The sequence below is a fragment of the Caballeronia sp. LZ028 genome (assembly GCF_031451415.1).
Taxonomy (GTDB): domain Bacteria; phylum Pseudomonadota; class Gammaproteobacteria; order Burkholderiales; family Burkholderiaceae; genus Caballeronia; species Caballeronia zhejiangensis.
The window spans coordinates 1,069,639-1,088,307 of sequence record NZ_JARUXN010000001.1 but is presented as its reverse complement, the minus strand read 5'-3'; the positions used below and the strand labels follow the sequence as shown (position 1 = coordinate 1,088,307).

The window sequence follows — 18,669 nt, the reverse complement described above, 5'->3', positions numbered from 1 at the left end:
GTTGCAGCGGCAGCCGGGCGCGTGTCCTCGCGACTCCCGCATCCACTTTTCAGTGCAGGCTTCCATCCATGTCCAAGAATCAAGCTCTCTTCGAACGCGCGCAGCGAACCATTCCCGGCGGCGTGAACTCGCCGGTGCGGGCGTTCCGCTCGGTCGGCGGCACGCCGCGCTTCATCGAGCGCGCAGAAGGCGCGTATTTCTGGGATGCGGATGGCAAGCGCTATATCGACTACATCGGCTCGTGGGGCCCGATGATTCTCGGCCATGTCCATCCGGAAGTGCTCGGCGCCGTACAACGCGTGCTCGCGAACGGCTTCTCGTTCGGCGCGCCGACCGAAGCCGAAATCGAAATCGCCGAGGAAATCTGCAAGCTCGTGCCGTCGATCGAACAGGTGCGGATGGTGTCATCCGGCACCGAAGCGACGATGAGCGCATTGCGCCTCGCGCGCGGCTTCACGAACCGCAGCCGCATCGTCAAGTTCGAAGGTTGCTATCACGGGCACGCGGACAGCCTGCTCGTCAAAGCCGGCTCCGGTCTGCTCACGTTCGGGAATCCCACTTCCGCCGGCGTGCCCGCCGACATCGCGAAGCACACGACCGTGCTCGAGTACAACAACGTCGAGCAATTGAACGAGGCGTTCAAGGCATTCGGGCCGGAAATCGCGTCGGTGATCGTCGAGCCGGTCGCGGGCAACATGAATCTCGTGCGCGCGACGCCCGAGTTTCTCAACGCGCTGCGCGAACGCTGCAACGAATACGGCTCCGTGCTGATCTTCGACGAAGTCATGTGCGGCTTTCGCGTGGCGCTCGGCGGCGCGCAGCAGGTCTACGGCATCAAGCCCGATCTCACCTGTCTCGGCAAGGTCATCGGCGGCGGCATGCCGGCGGCCGCGTTCGGTGGACGCCGCGACATCATGGCTCATCTCGCGCCGCTCGGCGGCGTCTATCAGGCGGGCACGCTGTCGGGCAATCCGATCGCGGTGGCCGCGGGCCTGAAGACGCTGCAACTGATCCAGCGTCCCGGTTTCTACGACGATCTCGCCAAGCAGACGCGCAAGCTCGTCGACGGCCTCACCGGCGCCGCCCGCGACGCGAAGGTGCCCTTCTCCGCCGATTCGATCGGCGGCATGTTCGGCCTGTATTTCATGGACAGCGTGCCGGGCAGCTTCGCGCAAATCCAGCAAGGCGACACGAGGCGCTTCAATGCGTTCTTTCACGCGATGCTCGATGCCGGTGTGTACTTCGCGCCGTCCGCGTTCGAAGCGGGCTTCGTGTCGAGCGCGCACGACGACGCGATCATCGACGCGACGATCGACGCGGCGCGCGGCGCATTCGCGTCGCTCGCCGCCTGACGTTTCCGGGCCGCGCCGATGTTCTCGCAAACCGACTTCACGCACATGGAGCGCGCGCTCGCGCTCGCCTCGAAGGGCATGTACACGACGACGCCGAATCCGCGCGTCGGCTGCGTGCTCGTCAAGAACGGCGAAGTGATCGGCATGGGCTACACGCAGCCGGCCGGCCAGGATCACGCCGAAGTGCAGGCGCTGAAGGACGCCCGTTCGCGCGGCAAGGATCCGCGCGGCGCGACCGCGTATGTGTCGCTGGAACCGTGCAGTCACTTCGGCCGCACGCCGCCGTGCGCGCATGCGCTCATCGATGCGCGCGTCGAGAAAGTAATCGCCGCGATGGAAGATCCGAACCCGTCGGTGTCCGGCCGCGGCTTGACGATGCTGCGCGACGCCGGCATCGACGTGCGTTGCGGACTGCTCGCGAACGAGGCGCACGAGATGAACATCGGCTTCGTGTCGCGTATGACGCGCCGCCGTCCGTGGGTGCGAATGAAGGTCGCGGCCACGCTGGACGGCCGTACCGGTTTGCCGACGGGCGAGAGTCAGTGGATCACGGGCGAAGACGCGCGCGCCGACGGCCACGCGTGGCGCGCCCGCGCCTGCGCGATTCTCACGGGAATCGGCACGGTGCGCGAGGACGATCCGCAACTGACCGTGCGCGCGGTCGACACGCCGCGCCAGCCGCAACGCGTGCTGATCGACAGCCGGCTGGACGTGCCGATGCACGCGCGCATCCTCGACGGCGCGCCGCCCTGGATTTTCCATTCCGCCGACGCCGATCCGGCGCGCATCGACGCGTTGCGCGAGAAAGGCGCGGATCTGATCGAGCTGTCGAACGAGTACGGCAAGGTCGATCTGCCCGCGATGCTCACGGCGCTCGCCGATCGCGGAATCAACGAATTGCATGTCGAAGCGGGCCACAAGCTGAACGGCTCGCTGCTGCGCGAAGGCTGCGTCGACGAACTGCTGATCTATCTCGCGCCGAGCCTGCTCGGCAGCGCGCCCGGCATGTTCGACTTCGCGCCGCCCGACACGCTGGATGCGCGGCCGCATCTGAAATTTCATCGCATCGACCGGCTCGGCGACGATCTGCGCATACTTGCGCGTTTTGCCGAAGCCAACGTGGCGAGCTGACCCAGCACCGAATCGAGGAATCCGACCGATGTTCACAGGAATTGTCGCGGCCGTGGGCCGAATCGAAAAAGTCACGCCGCTCGGTGCCGAGCCGGAAGCGGGCGTGCGTCTGACGGTCGCCGCGGGCGATCTCGATCTCGCCGACGTCGAGCTCGGCGACAGCATCGCGATTCAGGGCGCGTGCATGACGGTTGTCGAGAAATCGGCCGGCACGTTCGACGTCGAAGTGTCGCGCGAGAGTCTCAACAAGACCGTCGGACTCGGCGATGCGGGCGCCGGCGTGAATCTGGAAAAGGCGTTGCGCGCGCACGACCGGCTTGGCGGGCACCTCGTATCCGGTCACGTCGATGGGCTGGGCGTCGTGTCGAAGTTCGAGCCGGTGGGCGAATCGCACGAATTGCGCATCGTGGCGCCGAAGGATATCGGCAAGTACCTGGCTTACAAGGGCTCGGTGACGGTGAACGGGGTGAGCCTCACGGTGAATTCCGTCAGCGACAGCGCCGACGGCTGCGAGTTTTCCATCAATCTGATTCCGCATACCGTCGAAGTGACGACGCTCAAGGCGCTTGCCAAAGGCGCGAAGGTCAATCTGGAGATCGATCTGATCGCGCGGTATGTGGAGCGGATGATGAGTGCGGGGTGAATGCTCGCGTTGTCCTGACCTAGCGCTCCGGACCCCACAGATCCCTGAATTCGGAGGAAGTCTCTTTCATGCGCCGGAGCGACAAGAAAGTGATCGTGTCACCGGACAACAGATAGAGCAGCACGTAGTCATCGAACAGATGTTCGTGTAGCTCGCCTTGATGAGGCGCGCCCGACTTCGTGACGTCCACGATCTCCTCGATCGTCAGCAAAGCATCGACCGTATCCGGCTTCGAATTGAGAAGGCGTCGTCCAAGAGCCGGAAAGCGCCGAAGCACCGGCACGACCTTCTTTTCGATCGCCTCGACTAGCCGAAGGAAGCTTTCAGGCCGGTCAACGCGGTTCCAGTAGCGCTCGATATCCGTGAGTCGGGCATTGAATTCGCTCGAGATTCGGATGGTCGTGCGCTTGCGTTCATCATTCACGGTCCGACTCTCCGTCATCGGTTTGCGGCGCTCCCAGACGCGCTTTCAGACGGATGAAGTACTCGTCGGCATCTTCCGTTTCGTTCTTGTCGAGGCTCTTCAGAGCGGTCAACGCGTCGTTCAGCAGGACCAGATGAATGCGGGACCTCTCCATGCGGTAGAACGCTTCGAGCTTTTCCGCGCTGATCAACGCGGCATAGCTTTCTCCGTTCTTCGTGATGATCTTTTCATTGCCGCCGCGAACCTCGTCGACGAGTTCAGAGAGATTTGCACGCGCCTGAGAGAGCGGAATGATGTCCCTTGCCCTATAAGCCATGTTCGGCCCCATTAAGTTTAATGTACACAACATTGTACAAAATCCATCCGCTTTAAAGTTACAGTGAGGACAGTTTCCCAAACGCTTGCCCGTCGCGCCATTCGTCCGAATGGCTTAGGAAACCTCCACCTCTCGAAGAGAGTCGATTTCCCCGACGCTCCACCAGCCGTGGCGTAAAATACGCGCTTTCCCCAAATCAGAGCCCGCTCGGGACGTCATCATGTCGCTCGCCTCCACTCCTGAGATCATCGCTGAACTGAAAGCCGGCCGGATGGTGATCCTCGTCGACGAAGAAGACCGCGAGAATGAAGGCGATCTCGTCGTCGCCGCCGAATTCGTCACGCCCGAAGCGATCAACTTCATGGCGAAGCACGGCCGCGGCCTCATTTGCCTCACGCTCACGCAGGAACGCTGCAAGCAGTTGAACCTGCCGCTCATGACGCATCGCAACGGCACGCAGTACGGCACGGCGTTCACGGTGAGCATCGAAGCCGCCGAGGGCGTGACGACCGGCATCTCGGCCGCCGACCGCGCGAAAACCATCGCCGCGGCCGTCGCGCACGATGCGCGCGCCGAGCACATCGTTCAGCCGGGCCACGTCTTCCCGATCATGGCGCAGCCGGGCGGCGTGCTCGTGCGTGCGGGCCATACGGAAGCCGGCTGCGACCTGACCGCGCTCGCGGGTCTCACGCCCGCCGCGGTGATCTGCGAGATCATCAAGGACGACGGCGAAATGGCGCGTCTGCCCGACCTCATCGAGTTCGGCCAGCAGCACGGCATCATGATCGGCACCATCGCCGATCTGATCCACTACCGCAGCCGCACCGAATCGATCATCGAGAAAGTCTGCGAGCGGACGATGCAGACCGCGCACGGTCCGTTCCGCGCGCTGCTGTATCGCGACGAGCCCACCGGTTCGCCGCACATCGCGCTCGTGCGCGGCACGCCGCGTCCGGATCGCGACACGCCGGTGCGCGTGCACGAACCGCTCTCCGTGCTGGATCTGCTCGAAATCGACTCGTCGACGCACTCTTGGACCATCGACGCCGCGATGAAGGAAATCGCCGCGCGCGATCTCGGCGCGATCGTCATGCTCAATTGCGGCGACACGAAGGAACATCTCGTCGACGTGTTCCGCGCGTTCGACCAGAAGGACAAGGCGGCGGAACTCAAGCGCCGCCCGATCGACTTCAAGACCTACGGCATCGGCGCGCAAATTCTGCGCGATATCGGCGTCGGCAAGATGGAAGTGCTCGCGAATCCGCGCAAGCTCGGCAGCATGTCGGGCTACGGCCTGGAAGTGACAGGCTTCGTGCCGATGCCCGGCTGCCCCGCCACCGCCGCGCCCGCCGATACGAGCATCACGCAGTTGCGCTCGGCCTGAACGCCAAACCCAATCTGAACCAACGGAAATCATTCATGGAAATCGGACAATACCAGCCGAACCTCGACGGTGACGGCCTGCGCATCGGCATCGTGCAGTCGCGCTTCAACGAACCGGTGTGCAACGGCCTCGCCGACGCCTGCATCGAGGAGCTGGAACGCCTCGGCGTGATCGGCCAGGACGTGCTGCTCGTCACGGTGCCCGGCGCGCTCGAAATTCCGCTCGCGCTGCAAAAGCTCGCGGAATCCGGCCAGTTCGACGCGCTGATCGCGCTCGGCGCCGTCGTGCGCGGCGAGACGTATCACTTCGAGCTCGTGTCGAACGAAAGCGGCTCGGGCATCTCGCGCATCGCGCTCGACTTCGGCATTCCGGTTGCGAACGCCGTGCTGACGACCGAGAACGACGAGCAAGCCGTCGCCCGCATGACCGAAAAGGGTCGCGACGCCGCGCGCGTGGCGGTCGAAATGGCGAATCTGTCCGTCGCGCTCGAGCAGCTCGGCGGCGACGATGAAGACGAAGACGAAGAAGACGAGGACCGCGCATGAAGAGCGCACGACGCCGTTCGCGCGAACTCGCGACGCAAGGGCTTTACCAGTGGTTGCTGTCGGGCGCGCCCGCCGGCGAAATCGACGCGCAGTTGCGCAATTCTCAAGGTTTCGACAAGGCCGACAAGGATCATCTCGATGCGATCCTGCACGGCGTGATCAAGGAATCCGACGCGCTGTCGGCCGAGTTGCAGCCGTGCCTCGATCGTCCGATCGAGCAACTGTCGCCGGTCGAGCGCGCGGTGCTGCTGGTTGCCGCCTTCGAGTTCAAGCATCACATCGACGTGCCGTATCGCGTCGTCATCAACGAAGCGGTCGAGTTGACGAAAACTTTCGGCGGCTCGGACGGCTACAAGTACGTCAATGGCGTGCTGGACAAGCTCGCCGTCGTGATGCGGCCCACCGAAGCGCAGGCGCGCGGCCGCGGAGCATAAATGAACCAGACAGCCGAACCGCTCGTGCGGCTGGCGTCGCGCGTCGACGCAATCGAGCCGTTCTACGTGATGGAGCTGATGAAAGAGGCGCAGGCGCTCGAGCGCGCGGGCCGCGACATCATCCACATGAGCATCGGCGAGCCGGATTTCACCGCGCCGGAGCCGGTCACGAACGCCGCCGCCGATGCCCTGAAGCGCGGCGTGACGCAGTACACCAACGCGCTCGGCATCCACGCGCTGCGCGAGGCGATTTCGCAGCATTATCGCGATACCTTCGGCCTGGCCGTCGACCCCGAGCGGATCGTCGTGACGGCGGGCGCGTCGGCGGCGCTGCTGCTGGCGTGCATGGCGCTCGTCGATAACGGCGACGAAGTCCTGATGCCCGATCCCTGCTATCCGTGCAACCGGCATTTCGTGTCGGCGGCGGATGGCAAGCCGGTGCTCATCGCGAGCGGCCCGGCCGAGCGCTTCCAGTTGACGGCCGAGCATGTCGAGGAGAACTGGAGCGAGAAGACGCGCGGCGTGCTGCTCGCGTCGCCGTCGAATCCGACGGGCACGTCGATCGAGCCGGACGAACTGCGGCGCATCGTCGACACGGTGCGCGCGCGCGGCGGCTTCACGATCGTCGACGAGATTTACCAGGGCCTGAGTTACGACGCGAAACCCGTGTCCGCGCTCTCCTTCGGCGACGACGTCGTCACCGTGAACAGCTTCTCGAAGTACTTCAACATGACCGGCTGGCGGCTCGGCTGGCTCGTCGTGCCGCACGCGATGGTCAGCGCGGTCGAAAAGCTGTCGCAGAATCTGTTCATCTGCGCGTCGGCGCTCGCGCAGCATGCGGCGCTCGCGTGCTTCGAGCCGGAGACGATCGGGATCTACGAAGCACGGCGACTGGAGTTCAAGCGGCGTCGCGATTACATCGTGCCGGCGCTGCGCTCGCTCGGTTTCGGCGTGCCGGTCGTGCCGGACGGCGCGTTCTACGTCTACGCCGACACGACGACGGTTCACCACCCCGCCGCCGGCGACAGCGATGCGCTCACGCATTCGATGCTCCACGACGCGGGCGTCGTGCTCGTGCCGGGCGCGGATTTCGGTTTTCACGCGCCGCAGCGCTACATCCGGCTGTCATATGCGACGTCGCAGGCGAAGCTGGAAGAAGCGGTCCAGCGACTCGGCACGCTGTTCCGTCGATAATCGCGACGGCACGCGCAACAAAAAAGGGCACCCGCGGGTGCCCTTTCCTTTTTACGTCTGCCGAAAGCCTTACGCGCCCAGCTCCGCCGATGCGACGTGCTTCGTGTCCACGTCGCCATCGTCCTGCGATTTCTTCGGCGATTCGATCGTCGCGTGAACGCGTTTGTCCGCGGACGTCGAGGCGAGAACCTGCTTCGGCGCGGCCTGGACCGGCGCCTGCGGCGCGTTGATCGGCACATTGCGGCCGCGCGCGACATCGCGCAGACGCGAGCGCTCGGCCAGCACCTTCGCGCCGTAACCGCCGTCGTCCTGCGTCGTCGAGCCGACGTAGTAGCGCAAGCCGCCCGCCACCGAGCCGCCGCGCGCGATGCAATCCTTCAGCACGAGCGCGCCGACCTTGATGTTCGCGAGCGGATCGAGCGCCGCGTGCGAGCCGCCGAAGTACTCGAATTTGTCGGAATGCACCTTCGACATGACCTGCATGAGGCCCTGCGCGCCGACGCCGCTTTCCGCATACGGATTGAAGCCCGATTCGATCGCCATCACCGAAAGCAGCAGCAGCGGATCGAGGCCGACTTCGCGACCCGTATCGAACGCGGCGCGCACGAGTTCCGTGACCGGCTCTTGCGCCACGCGATAGCGACGCGCGATGAAATTCGCGACGAGCTTCTGCTCACGCGCCGAGACGAGCACGCGGTCATCGCGCGCATCCGCGACGACGCGTTGCGCAGGAATCAGGTTCGCCAGCATGCCGACGGACGGCATCGTGCGCGGATCGAGCCCGTTGGGCGACACGGCCAGGCTGATGCCGCCGGTGAGCTGACGGGTGCTGGCGTCGTCGCTGGCCGCCGCGCCGAGCGACGGGGTCACGGTGGCCGGCGCCTTGGCAATTTCGGGCGCCGCCGTGTTAGCGGCCACGTTCACGGGCAGCGCGGCGTCGCCGGGCGCGCGATGCACCGCCGAGAACGGCGGCAGCGGCTGGCCGGCGAGCAAACGCGCCGGACCGGCCTGGACCGCGGCCGACACGAACGGCATGATCTTTGCGGCGAACGTCGTGCGCCAGGAAGGCGCCAGCCAGAGCGCGAGCGCACTGACAACGGCCGCGCAACCGACCACGACGAAGAGATGGTGACTCAAACGGCGTCCGCGACGTAGCGCTACGCGCACAACCTGCGCGGCGCGGGAGTCGGAACCCCACCAAACCGAAGCATTCATCGATACTCCCAATGTTGCATGATTTGCGCAGATGAATACGAATGAAGCACGTACTCGAGAGACAAATCAGACACCGCTCACTCTCGGTAAGCGTCAGCGGCATCGGGGATACGGCAAGCGCCGTCTGAAAAGCCGATCCGGCAAAAATCCGCCGGGTTGCGCGGCACGAACTGCATGCCCTGAACGCGCACGTGGCTTTCCACGCGAAAAACCGGCGTGTGAAACGCCGGCAATGACAACCAACAGCCATGAATCGCCGGGCAGGAGCGGCGCAGGCGACGCATTGGCGTCTGACAGACCTGAGGCTAAGGTAAAAAGTTTCAAAACCTGCAATGGATGCCAAGCGATTCTAACAGGGTTTAATGATCCGTCAATGCTATAGACTTTGGTTTCAATTACTTACAGTTATATTGAACAGTGTTCAGCAGCCGAAAACCACGTCTCCCGGGCGATTCCAAGCGGTTTTCGCTGAATGTCGCCCAACGCACGGACGCCGACGCAGGTAAAATCGACAATCGTTCAGCGCGCAGCCGTCCCGCCCGGCGAGTTATGCCTCCGGGCGCCTTCGAGTCCACTTCCGACCATCGATGAAATACAAAGATCTGCGCGACTTCGCCGCCCGCCTTGAAGCGCTCGGTGAACTCCGCCGCATTCGGCAGCCCGTCTCTCCCGTTCTCGAAATCACCGAAGTCTCCGATCGCGTGTTGCGCGCGGGCGGACCGGCGCTGCTGTTCGAAGCGCCCACCGGTTACACGATGCCCGTGCTCGCGAACCTGTTCGGCACGACGCGGCGCGTCGCGCTCGGCATGGGCATCGAGACGGACGCGCAAAGCGGTTCCGATGTGAGTCTCGGCAGCGACGTCGCCGCGCTGAGTTCGTTGCGCGATGTCGGCAGGCTGCTTTCCGCGCTCAAGGAGCCCGAGCCGCCGAAGGGCCTGAAGGATGCCGGCAAGCTGCTCTCGCTCGCGAAGGCCGTGTGGGACATGGCGCCGAAGTCGGTCAGCGCGCCGCCCTGTCAGGAAATCGTGTGGGAAGGCAACGACGTCGATCTCAATCGGCTGCCGATCCAGACATGCTGGCCCGGCGACGCCGGTCCGCTGCTCACCTGGGGCCTCACCGTCACGCGCGGGCCGAACAAGCCGCGTCAGAATCTCGGCATCTATCGGCAACAGCTGATCGGGCGCAACAAGCTCATCATGCGCTGGCTCGCGCATCGCGGCGGCGCGCTCGATTTCCGTGAGTTCGCGCTCGCGAATCCCGGCAAGCCGTATCCCGTGGCGGTCGTGCTCGGCGCCGATCCCGCGACGATTCTCGGCGCAGTGACGCCCGTGCCCGATTCGTTGTCCGAATATCAGTTCGCTGGTCTCCTGCGCGGATCGCGCACCGAACTCGCGAAATGCCTGACGCCGGGCGTCGATGCATTGCAGGTGCCGGCACGCGCGGAAATCGTGCTCGAAGGTTTCATCTATCCGCAGGACGGCGCGCCGCCGCCCGCGCCCGCAGGCGCGCCGCCGCGTCCGTCGGCGGGGGCGTCGGCGAAATACGAGCACGCGCTCGAAGGCCCGTACGGCGATCACACCGGCTATTACAACGAGCAGGAATGGTTTCCGGTCTTCACCGTCGAGAAGATCACGATGCGCCGCGACGCGCTGTTTCATTCCACCTACACAGGCAAACCGCCGGACGAGCCTGCCGTGCTCGGCGTCGCGCTGAACGAAGTCTTCGTGCCGCTGTTGCAGAAGCAGTTCACCGAGATCACCGATTTCTATCTGCCGCCGGAGGGCTGCAGCTATCGCATGGCGATCGTGCAGATGAAGAAGAGCTATCCCGGCCACGCGAAGCGCGTGATGTTCGGCGTCTGGAGCTTCCTGCGGCAATTCATGTATACGAAGTTCATCGTCGTCGTGGATGAAGACGTGAACGTGCGCGACTGGAAGGAAGTGATCTGGGCGATCACGACGCGGGTCGATCCGACGCGCGACACCGTGATGGTCGACAGCACGCCGATCGATTATCTCGATTTCGCGTCGCCGGTTGCGGGTCTCGGCTCGAAGATGGGACTCGACGCGACCAACAAGTGGCCCGGCGAAACGAATCGCGAATGGGGCCGCCCGATCGTCATGGACGAAGCCGTGAAGCGCCGCGTCGATACGCTCTGGACCGAACTCGGACTCGACAAATGACGATCGCGGCCACGCTCTATCGAGGCGATGTCATCGAGAACACGCACGCGGCGCATGTCGCGGTCGTCGATGCCGATGGCCGCCTCATCCATTCTTTCGGCGATCCGCGCCGCGTGACGCTGCCGCGCTCGGCCGCGAAGCCCGCGCAGGCGCTCGCCGTCATCGAAACGGGCGCGCTCGAACGCTTCGGCTTCACCGACGAGGACCTCGCGCTGATGTGCGGATCGCACAGCAGCGAGCCGCGTCATATCGAGCGCGCGCTCGCGATGCTCGCGAAGTCGAACGCGAGCGAAAGCGATCTGCGCTGCGGCGGCCATCCGCCGATTTCAGACGCCGTGTACAAGGACTGGATCCGGCGCGATTTCACGCCGACCGCCGTCTGCAGCAATTGCTCCGGCAAGCACGCCGGCATGCTCGCGGGCGCGCGCGCGATGAACGCGCCACTCGCCGATTACCACTTGCCCGGTCATCCGCTGCAGGCGCATGTGAAGCGCACGGTGGCGCGCGCCGTCGATCTCGCCGATGACGAAGTGCAATGGGCCATCGACGGCTGCAATCTGCCGACGCCCGCCTTCCCGCTCGAACGTCTCGCGCGGCTCTATATGAACATCGCCGCCGCGTCGGACGGCTCGCCGCTCGCACGCGTCCATCGCGCGATGACGTCGCATCCGGAACTCGTCGCGGGCGAAGGCCGCTTCTGCACGCTGGTGATGCAGGCGTTCGGCGGCGCGCTCGTCGCCAAGACCGGCGCGGACGCGAGTTACGCGATCGGCGTGCGCCGCGAGACAGGTCCGATCGGCATCGCGGTGAAAGTCGAGGACGGCAATACGGCCGTGGTGAACGCGGTCGTCGTCCATCTGCTCGATGCGCTCGGCATCGGCACGCAAGCACAGCGCGATGCGCTCGCCGCCTTCCGTAATCCGCCCACACGCAACACGATGAACGTGCCGACCGGCCGTCTCGATGTCAGCTTCACGCTTCACAACCATCAATAACAACATGCATTCGTGGTCGTTGCTGTCGGATGGGTTCTTTCTGTCGCTGTCGTTGTGTCTGGATATCGGGATCGCCAACGTCGCGATCATTTCGCTCGCGCTGTCGCACGGATTCAAGCCGGGGATGGTGCTCGGCCTCGGCACGTGCTTCGGCGATCTGTTCTATGCGGCGCTCGCGCTCGCGGGCATGTCCGCGCTCTTGCAGTTCTCCGCCGTGCGCTGGGTCGTGTGGATCGGCGGCGCCGTCGTGCTGCTCTTTCTCACCTGGAAGATGGCGCGTGAAGCGCTCAATCCGGCGTCGGCGCCGCCCGTCGAAGGCGAAGCGGATCTCACCGTGCCGCGCCCGAAGCATTGGCAAAGCTTCGTGCGCGGATGCCTGCTCGCGGTGTCGTCGCCGAGCGCGATATTGTGGTTTGCGGCGGTCGGCGGCGCGCTCATCGCCAAGGCCGGCGCGACGAGTCCCGTCAGCGCGTCGGTGTTTCTGATCGGCTTCTTCGGCGGCGGGCTCGGCTGGACGATCTTCATCTGCACGCTAGCGAGCCACGGCCGAAAGCGCGCCGGCACGCAGCTCCTGCGCGCGTGCCACGTGATGTCCGCCGTGCTGTTCGCGTACTTCGCGTACAGCGTGATCGTGAACGGCTACCGCGATCTGATCGTCAACGCAGCGTCGTGACGATCCGCCATCACGCGAGATACTGCGACAGCTTCGGCAAATCGACGTTGCCGCCCGACACGATCACGCCGACGCGCTTGCCTTCGACCGGCACGACCTTCTGCAGCACGGCGGCCGCCGCGAGGCAGCCGGTCGGCTCGACGACCATCTTCATGCGCTGCGCGAAGAAGCGCAGCGTGTCGATCAATTGCGCATCGCTCACGGTGACGATCCGGTCCACGTGACGCTGGATGATCGGAAAGTTGTATTCGCCGACGTGCGTCGAAGCGGCGCCATCGGCGATCGTGCGCGGCACGTCGATATGCACGATTTCGCCGCGAGCGAGCGATTGCTGCGCGTCGTTGCCCGCCTCCGGCTCGACGCCGATCACCTTGCAGTCCGGCGACAACGCCGCCGCCGCGAGCGCGCATCCGCCGATGAGCCCGCCGCCGCCCAGACACACGAACAGATAATCGAGCGGACCGGTTTCCTCGATCAGTTCCTTCGCCGCCGTGCCCTGCCCCGCGATCACATGCGGATGGTCGTAGGGCGGAATCAGCGTCATGCCGCGTTCCTCGGCGAGCTTGCGGCCGATTTCCTCGCGATTTTGCGTGTAGCGGTCGTAGGTGATCACTTCGCCGCCGTAGCCGCGCGTCGCCTCCATCTTCGCGGCGGGCGCGTCTTCCGGCATGACGATCGTCGCGCGGATGCCGGCGAGCTTCGCGGACAGCGCGATCGCCTGCGCATGATTCCCCGACGAGTACGTGATGACGCCCGCTGCGCGCTGGCGGTCGTCGAAATGAGAGAGCGCGTTGTAGGCGCCGCGGAACTTGAACGCGCCCATGCGCTGGAAGTTCTCGCACTTGAAGAAGAGCGACGCGCCCGCGATGGCGTCGGCGGTGCGGGAAGTCAGGACGGGCGTGCGATGGGCGAATCCTTCGATGCGCCGGGCGGCGTCGGCGACGTCATCGAAAGTCGGGGCGGGAAGAGTGGACATCGGCGTGAGAGCGTGAGGTGAGGAGGATCATCATTGTCCCAGTTCCGTCGCAAAAATCCAGAAATCGGCCCGTAAACGCAGAAGGCGATGCATGCATGCATCGCCTTCGGAATAAGCCGTTCGGGCCGATCAGCGGCGCCAGTAGCCCGGTCCGTGACGGTAGTAACCGTGATGCCGGTAATACGGACGGCCGTAGTAACCATAGCCGCCGTAGCCGCCATAAACCACCGCGGGCGGCGGCGCATACATGACAGGCGGCGGCGCCACATAAACGGGCTGCGGCGGCGCGACATAGACAGGAGCCGGCGGCGCGGCGTACACCGGGTAAGCCGGCACCCCGATACCCACGCCCACCGATACATGCGCCTGCGCTGCACCGACGAATCCCACGCCGAGCGCACCAGCGACCAACAAACCACCGAGCTTTTTCACTTTCGTTCTCCTCGCCGCTACGCATGATGGCCGGTCCAGGCGGCTCACGAGCGACGGTATGAGTCGAATTTATCGAAAAAGCAGATCGGTCGGCGGAGTCATTTGTTGCAAATTGCAAGATGCTTAACGCTGCCAGGAGACCGAAAGCCGGGCGATGGCCGCAAACAGGCTCCGATCGACCGTTCGGCGGACCTGCGCGCGGTGGCTCGACTCGATATACGCCATAAGTTAAAAAACGGCGTAACGTCTATTTACAAAAGAACGGAAAAGCCCCGACGGACAATGCGTCCGCCGGGGCTTCTCATGTAATGCGCGAGATTCTTAAAAGCTCGAAGCGTCGTTCAACCCACTTTGACGTAAGCGAATTCACGCGTGACGTTCGGCGGCACATAAGCCGCGCCGATAACGACGCGAGGCGTCAGTCGCTTTTTCTGATCCCACCAGCGGCGCCGTTGGGCTTGGCTCAAAAATCGCAGATGCTTTCTATAAGAGAAAATGCTCACGGCAACCTCCGAACGTAGCGAATGAAACCTTGATGGGAGAGCCGGCCGCATCCCGCCGCGCCTGCGCTCCCGCTGAAATCGTCTTCTCTTTAGTATCGAGCGCCCTGTTCGTTCCTCAATGTACGCAAAGAAACCAAGCCTTCACGTCGATATGCGATTGATGTGTGTTAAACCACATTCAGCGAAAAGCATGCTTTTTGGCCGGAAAATTCGTCCTGTCCGATTTCTCGCCCAGTCATTCGAAGGGAAACAATCCCGCCCGATGAAGCGCTCGGCCCTTTCGCTTTCCGTCTTTATATCCTGCCAGTTTTGCGTGAAATACGCTTTTCGCGATCGTCTCAAAATGGCAACACTAGGGTTTTCCGACACTGGCGTTTCATGCGGATGAGTCTCCTGCGATTAACTTTCGCGTACCTTTCACACAATCGCCCGACCAATCGCGCGCGGCGCGTGCGACAACGTCCCCAAGCGGCTGCAAAGCCATGTTAAGGTGACGTCCGGCGCCCCATCAGGCAAGCCTGTTGGGCGGGGAGTTCGAATCGCCGAGAACAGAAAAACGCGAAGCTTCGTCTAACGGCGTGCGTGCGACGGGCGCGCAAACGCGCATGATGCGCCGCGCGCCGCGATGACTTCGACGAGATACTCAGTCCAGAGAACGAACAATGATCAAGCTCAGCATTCAAGATTCGCGCCGCGCGGACGGCCGCCATCCAGACATCACTCGCGGGCGGCTCTGCGCCCGCTAGCGCCTTTCGTCTCCCTTCACCTTTCGCTTAACCCGACCCGGCGCACGTCGCAACACTGCGCACGCATCCTAGAGGACCCGAGATGTTCGGCGATATCGCCCGTTTTCTGCTCAACACCCTTTTCACCCTGTTCGGCGCGGCGCTCCTGCTGCGCGCATGGATCCAGGTCGTGCGGATGCCGCCCTACAACCCCGTGTCGAACGCCGTGATGCAGGCGACCAACTGGCTCGTGCTGCCGCTGCGCAAGATTCTTCCCGGCGGGAAGATCGACTGGGCGAGCATCGTCGCGGCGTTCATCGCCTCGGCTGTCTACGTGACGCTGATGGTCGTGCTCGCGGGCGTCGATCCGACGCTCATGGCGCCGACCCTTCTGCTCGTCGCGTTGCTGACCGTCGTCAAATGGGCGCTGAACCTGATTATCTGGGTGACGATCCTGATGGCGCTCCTGTCGTGGCTCAATCCGCAGTCGCCGGCGATGCCGCTGCTGTATCAGATCACCGCGCCGTTTCTCGATCCGCTGCGGCGCATCCTGCCGCGACTCGGCGGCATCGATCTTTCGCCGATTCTGCTCTTCGTGATCGTCCAGGTGCTGCTGATGGTCGTGACGCGCGTCGCCGTCTCGATGACGCTCTTCGGCATCTGAAACCCGCGCGCAATTGCGCCTCGGGACGCGTTGCGCTTACAATAGCCGGCTCTTGCGGGCGTCGTATAATGGCTATTACCGTAGCTTCCCAAGCTACAGACGTGGGTTCGATTCCCATCGCCCGCTCCAGAATCCCAGCGAAAGCCGCCCCAAGTCACGTTTGGGCGGCTTTTTAGTTTCGCGCATCCGTTCCAGCATCGCCTCATGAGCCACGATCCCCAAGACGAAGCCGACGACAACGGCACGCACCCGTCCGACGTCAACGAAAACGCCACGCTGCGGCATCGGCGCATCCGCAGCTTCGTCACGCGCGCGGGGCGCGTATCGCCGGGCCAGCAGCGCGCGATCGACGATCTCGGCCCGCGCTACGTCGTGCCCTACACGCCGCAGCTCGCCGACTGGGACGCGCACTTCGGCCGCCACGCGCCGCGCGTGCTCGAAATCGGTTTCGGCATGGGCGCGACGACGGCGGAAATCGCGGCCGCGCGTCCGGGCGATGACTTCATCGGCGTCGAAGTGCACGAGCCGGGCGTCGGCGCGCTGCTGAAGCTGATCGGCGAGCAAGGGCTCGGCAATATCCGCATCCTCCAGCACGACGCCGTGGAAGTGCTCGAACACATGATCGCGCCGGACAGTCTCGACGGCGTGCACATCTACTTTCCGGATCCGTGGCACAAGGCGCGCCATCACAAGCGCCGCCTGATTCAGCCGAAGTTCGTCGCGCTGCTCGTGTCGCGCATGAAGCCGGGCGGCTATATCCATCTGGCGACCGACTGGCAGAACTATGCCGAGCAGATGCTCGAAGTGCTGTCGGCGGAACCGGCGCTCGAAAACACCGCCGACGGCTACGCGCCGCGCCCCGATTTCCGCCCGGTCACGAAGTTCGAGCGGCGCGGCCTGCGGCTCGGCCACGGCGTCTGGGATCTGATGTTCCGCCGCCGCTGAACGGCATCGCCCAGAAAGCAAAACGCCACGGCAAGCCGTGGCGTTTTGCTTTGCGTGGCGAGAGCGGGATCAGTCGGCCCAGCTCAATCCGCCGCTGTATCCGACGATCAGGATCAGCAAGCCGAAGCCGATGCGATACCACGCGAACGCCGTGAAATCGTGCGACGCGACGTAGCGCAGCAGCCAGCGCACGCAGACGAACGCGCTGACGAAAGCCGCGACGAGCCCGATGACGAACAGCCCGATATCGTTCACGGTCAGCGTGCGCCAGTACTTGGCCATTTCGTAGAGCGTCGCGCCGAAGATGATCGGAATGGCGAGGAAGAACGAGAACTCCGTCGCCACGCGCCGTTCGAGCCCGAACAACATGCCGCCGATGATCGTCGCACCCGAACGCGAGGTGCCCGGAATCAGCGCGAAACATTGCGCGAGGCCGACCTTGAAGGCATCCCCATAGGAAAGATCGTCGACGGAATGCACGCGCGTGATGACGCCCCGCTCGCGCTGGCGCGACTCCGCCCAGAGAATGACGATGCCGCCGACGATCAGCGCGACCGACACCGGCACCGGCGAGAACAGCACCGCCTTGATGTGCTTTTCGAGCAGGAGACCGAGCGCGATGGCCGGAATCGTCGCGATGATGACGTTGAGCGTGAAGCGCCGCGCGTCGGAGCGTGCGGGCAGGCCGGCGACGACGGAGCCGATCTTCGCGCGGTATTCCCAGCAAATCGCGAGAATCGCGCCGAACTGGATGACGACGTCGAAGGTTTTCGATTGCGCGTCGGTGAAATTCAGCAAGCTGCCCGCCACGATCAGATGCCCCGTGCTCGAGACCGGCAGAAATTCGGTCAAGCCCTCCACGACGCCCAGGATGAGCGCCTTCACCATCAATATCCAGTCCATCCGTCAGCCCTTGTTCGCGGTGTAGCCGTAGGTTTTGATGCACATTGCGCAGCGATTTCGATTCACTTCTCGACAATCTGCACACGTATGCCGTTTGTAAGGACTGTGATTGTACCGGGTTCGTAAGACACCCCGGCGAACTGGAGCTCCTCGGGCTTGAAGGTGTGGATCGGATAGCGGTCGAGCAATTGCGCCGCGAGTTGCGCGCCGACCGACGCGATCTGCTGGTTATATTGCGCGGCATCGCCCGTGAACTGCGCATCGTCGACGGACGGCGACACGAGAATGACCGAACGGCTCGGCGCATCGTAGCCGAGCTGCGTCGAGAGCGTGAACGCGCCGATCACGGGATTCGGCATGAACGGCGTCGAAAGTCGCGCATCGACGCGCACGGTCACGCGATTGCGATCCGGCGCCATCCCGACGACGGGATTGCTCAGGACGACGTCGAAAATCTGCGAAGCCGTGCGTTGCAGCGGGAACTTGCGCGCGACGGCGGCTTGCACCTGCTGCGTCGAGAATGTGTAGTGATCCGGAATGAAGGGGAATATCGAGTTCGAGGCCGCGTGGGCCTTCGATGCGAGTGCGAGCGCGGGCAGCGCCATCAGCCCTGCCCGCACGAACCGGCGCCGCAGCGGCGCGACGGGTTCCGTCATGCTTGATCCTCCAGTGTTCTTCTTCGAATCTGCGCCGTCTTCGGCGCGGTCCGCGAATTGGACTGTCGATCGTCACGACAGTTGCGTCGGCTGCGTCGCTGTTTCGAGCCGCTCGATCCACGTCAGCGCATATTCGCGCGTCTCGCCGCACATCTCGTGCGAAGGCTGCAATCCGCCGCAGCACGCCGGCCTGCGCGGATCGCCGAAAATCCTGCAGCGCAGATCGTCGCCCAATTGAACGCAGCGTTCGCCCGCGCGCTTGCCATCCGGCATTCCCGGAATCGGACTCGAGATGGACGGCGCGATGCAACAGGCGCCGCAGCCCTGGCGGCAGGCATGGGGCGAAGAATCGATCGACATGGCGTGACTCAACAGC

Annotated in this window: 20 protein-coding genes and 1 tRNA gene; 13 read left to right on the top strand and 8 right to left on the bottom strand. The window is 64.2% G+C overall.

Going from position 1 to position 18,669, the window contains the following annotated elements; translation table 11 throughout:
* Positions 1 to 68: 68 nt before the first annotated feature.
* From hemL to QCE58_RS05110, 3 genes are read left to right on the top strand one after another with little or no spacing between them, the layout of a single operon-like run.
* A complete protein-coding gene (gene hemL / locus QCE58_RS05120; RefSeq protein WP_008350851.1) occupies positions 69 to 1,352 on the top strand; it encodes a glutamate-1-semialdehyde 2,1-aminomutase in 1,284 nt (427 codons plus the stop codon).
* A gap of 18 nt (positions 1,353 to 1,370) precedes the next feature.
* Complete coding sequence (gene ribD / locus QCE58_RS05115; RefSeq protein ID WP_034471322.1) at positions 1,371 to 2,483, top strand: bifunctional diaminohydroxyphosphoribosylaminopyrimidine deaminase/5-amino-6-(5-phosphoribosylamino)uracil reductase RibD; 1,113 nt, start codon at positions 1,371 to 1,373, stop codon at positions 2,481 to 2,483.
* A gap of 28 nt (positions 2,484 to 2,511) precedes the next feature.
* Positions 2,512 to 3,126 carry a riboflavin synthase gene (locus QCE58_RS05110; RefSeq protein ID WP_175981801.1) on the top strand — a complete coding sequence of 205 codons (615 nt, stop codon included), beginning with the start codon at positions 2,512 to 2,514 and terminating at the stop codon, positions 3,124 to 3,126.
* Between the two features lie 19 nt (positions 3,127 to 3,145).
* On the opposite strand, the gene QCE58_RS05105 is transcribed toward QCE58_RS05110, so the two are convergent.
* Positions 3,146 to 3,550, bottom strand: coding sequence for a hypothetical protein (locus tag QCE58_RS05105; RefSeq protein WP_250520999.1), 405 nt, complete (start codon positions 3,548 to 3,550; stop codon positions 3,146 to 3,148).
* Positions 3,543 to 3,899 carry a type II toxin-antitoxin system Phd/YefM family antitoxin gene (locus QCE58_RS05100; protein ID WP_409014093.1) on the bottom strand — a complete coding sequence of 119 codons (357 nt, stop codon included), beginning with the start codon at positions 3,897 to 3,899 and terminating at the stop codon, positions 3,543 to 3,545. Before QCE58_RS05100 ends, QCE58_RS05105 begins: the two co-directional genes overlap by 8 nt.
* A 187-nt stretch (positions 3,900 to 4,086) precedes the next feature.
* On the opposite strand from QCE58_RS05100, the gene ribBA reads away from it, so the two are divergent.
* From ribBA to QCE58_RS05080, 4 genes are read left to right on the top strand one after another with little or no spacing between them, the layout of a single operon-like run.
* The gene (gene ribBA, locus QCE58_RS05095) at positions 4,087 to 5,250 is read left to right on the top strand and encodes a bifunctional 3,4-dihydroxy-2-butanone-4-phosphate synthase/GTP cyclohydrolase II (RefSeq protein ID WP_033536677.1); all 1,164 of its coding nucleotides are present in this window, start codon (positions 4,087 to 4,089) and stop codon (positions 5,248 to 5,250) included.
* Between the two features lie 35 nt (positions 5,251 to 5,285).
* Complete coding sequence (gene ribH / locus QCE58_RS05090) at positions 5,286 to 5,795, top strand: 6,7-dimethyl-8-ribityllumazine synthase (protein ID WP_008350863.1); 510 nt, start codon at positions 5,286 to 5,288, stop codon at positions 5,793 to 5,795.
* Positions 5,792 to 6,229, top strand: coding sequence for a transcription antitermination factor NusB (nusB, locus tag QCE58_RS05085; RefSeq protein ID WP_008350865.1), 438 nt, complete (start codon positions 5,792 to 5,794; stop codon positions 6,227 to 6,229). Before ribH ends, nusB begins: the two co-directional genes overlap by 4 nt.
* The gene (locus tag QCE58_RS05080) at positions 6,230 to 7,423 is read left to right on the top strand and encodes a pyridoxal phosphate-dependent aminotransferase (RefSeq protein ID WP_008350867.1); all 1,194 of its coding nucleotides are present in this window, start codon (positions 6,230 to 6,232) and stop codon (positions 7,421 to 7,423) included. It abuts the gene before it with no gap.
* A 69-nt stretch (positions 7,424 to 7,492) separates the two neighbouring features.
* On the opposite strand, the gene QCE58_RS05075 is transcribed toward QCE58_RS05080, so the two are convergent.
* Positions 7,493 to 8,638, bottom strand: a complete 1,146-nt coding sequence (locus tag QCE58_RS05075) for a transglycosylase SLT domain-containing protein (RefSeq protein WP_250520998.1) — start codon at positions 8,636 to 8,638, stop codon at positions 7,493 to 7,495.
* A 587-nt stretch (positions 8,639 to 9,225) separates the two neighbouring features.
* Here QCE58_RS05075 and QCE58_RS05070 point away from each other — a divergent pair.
* From QCE58_RS05070 to QCE58_RS05060, 3 genes are read left to right on the top strand one after another with little or no spacing between them, the layout of a single operon-like run.
* Positions 9,226 to 10,821: a UbiD family decarboxylase gene (locus QCE58_RS05070; protein WP_309779261.1), complete on the top strand. Its 1,596-nt coding sequence runs from the start codon at positions 9,226 to 9,228 to the stop codon at positions 10,819 to 10,821.
* Complete coding sequence (locus QCE58_RS05065) at positions 10,818 to 11,816, top strand: asparaginase (protein WP_250520996.1); 999 nt, start codon at positions 10,818 to 10,820, stop codon at positions 11,814 to 11,816. Before QCE58_RS05070 ends, QCE58_RS05065 begins: the two co-directional genes overlap by 4 nt.
* A 4-nt stretch (positions 11,817 to 11,820) precedes the next feature.
* Positions 11,821 to 12,489, top strand: a complete 669-nt coding sequence (locus tag QCE58_RS05060) for a LysE family translocator (protein ID WP_250521016.1) — start codon at positions 11,821 to 11,823, stop codon at positions 12,487 to 12,489.
* Positions 12,490 to 12,499: 10 nt separating this feature from the next.
* Here the strand turns inward: QCE58_RS05060 and QCE58_RS05055 are convergent, their stop codons facing one another.
* Together QCE58_RS05055 and QCE58_RS05050 are read right to left on the bottom strand one after the other, a co-directional pair.
* On the bottom strand, positions 12,500 to 13,465 hold the full coding sequence (locus tag QCE58_RS05055) for a threo-3-hydroxy-L-aspartate ammonia-lyase (protein ID WP_175981788.1): 966 nt from the start codon (positions 13,463 to 13,465) through the stop codon (positions 12,500 to 12,502).
* 129 nt (positions 13,466 to 13,594) lie between these two features.
* A complete protein-coding gene (locus tag QCE58_RS05050; RefSeq protein WP_034471336.1) occupies positions 13,595 to 13,897 on the bottom strand; it encodes a hypothetical protein in 303 nt (100 codons plus the stop codon).
* 1,331 nt (positions 13,898 to 15,228) lie between these two features.
* On the opposite strand from QCE58_RS05050, the gene QCE58_RS05045 reads away from it, so the two are divergent.
* From QCE58_RS05045 to trmB, 3 genes are all read left to right on the top strand, one after another.
* Positions 15,229 to 15,789, top strand: coding sequence for a YggT family protein (locus QCE58_RS05045; RefSeq protein ID WP_008350879.1), 561 nt, complete (start codon positions 15,229 to 15,231; stop codon positions 15,787 to 15,789).
* A gap of 54 nt (positions 15,790 to 15,843) precedes the next feature.
* Positions 15,844 to 15,918, top strand: a tRNA-Gly gene (locus QCE58_RS05040).
* Between the two features lie 75 nt (positions 15,919 to 15,993).
* A complete protein-coding gene (gene trmB, locus QCE58_RS05035) occupies positions 15,994 to 16,734 on the top strand; it encodes a tRNA (guanosine(46)-N7)-methyltransferase TrmB (RefSeq protein WP_008350880.1) in 741 nt (246 codons plus the stop codon).
* 69 nt (positions 16,735 to 16,803) lie between these two features.
* Here trmB and QCE58_RS05030 read toward each other — a convergent pair whose 3' ends face one another.
* From QCE58_RS05030 to QCE58_RS05020, 3 genes are all read right to left on the bottom strand, one after another.
* Positions 16,804 to 17,637: an undecaprenyl-diphosphate phosphatase gene (locus QCE58_RS05030; RefSeq protein ID WP_175981786.1), complete on the bottom strand. Its 834-nt coding sequence runs from the start codon at positions 17,635 to 17,637 to the stop codon at positions 16,804 to 16,806.
* Positions 17,638 to 17,699: 62 nt separating this feature from the next.
* The gene (locus QCE58_RS05025; protein WP_008350882.1) at positions 17,700 to 18,293 is read right to left on the bottom strand and encodes a DUF1439 domain-containing protein; all 594 of its coding nucleotides are present in this window, start codon (positions 18,291 to 18,293) and stop codon (positions 17,700 to 17,702) included.
* Positions 18,294 to 18,365: 72 nt separating this feature from the next.
* Entirely contained in the window at positions 18,366 to 18,653 is a 288-nt protein-coding gene (locus tag QCE58_RS05020; protein WP_250439322.1) for a YkgJ family cysteine cluster protein, read from the bottom strand.
* Between the last annotated feature and the right edge of the window lie 16 nt (positions 18,654 to 18,669).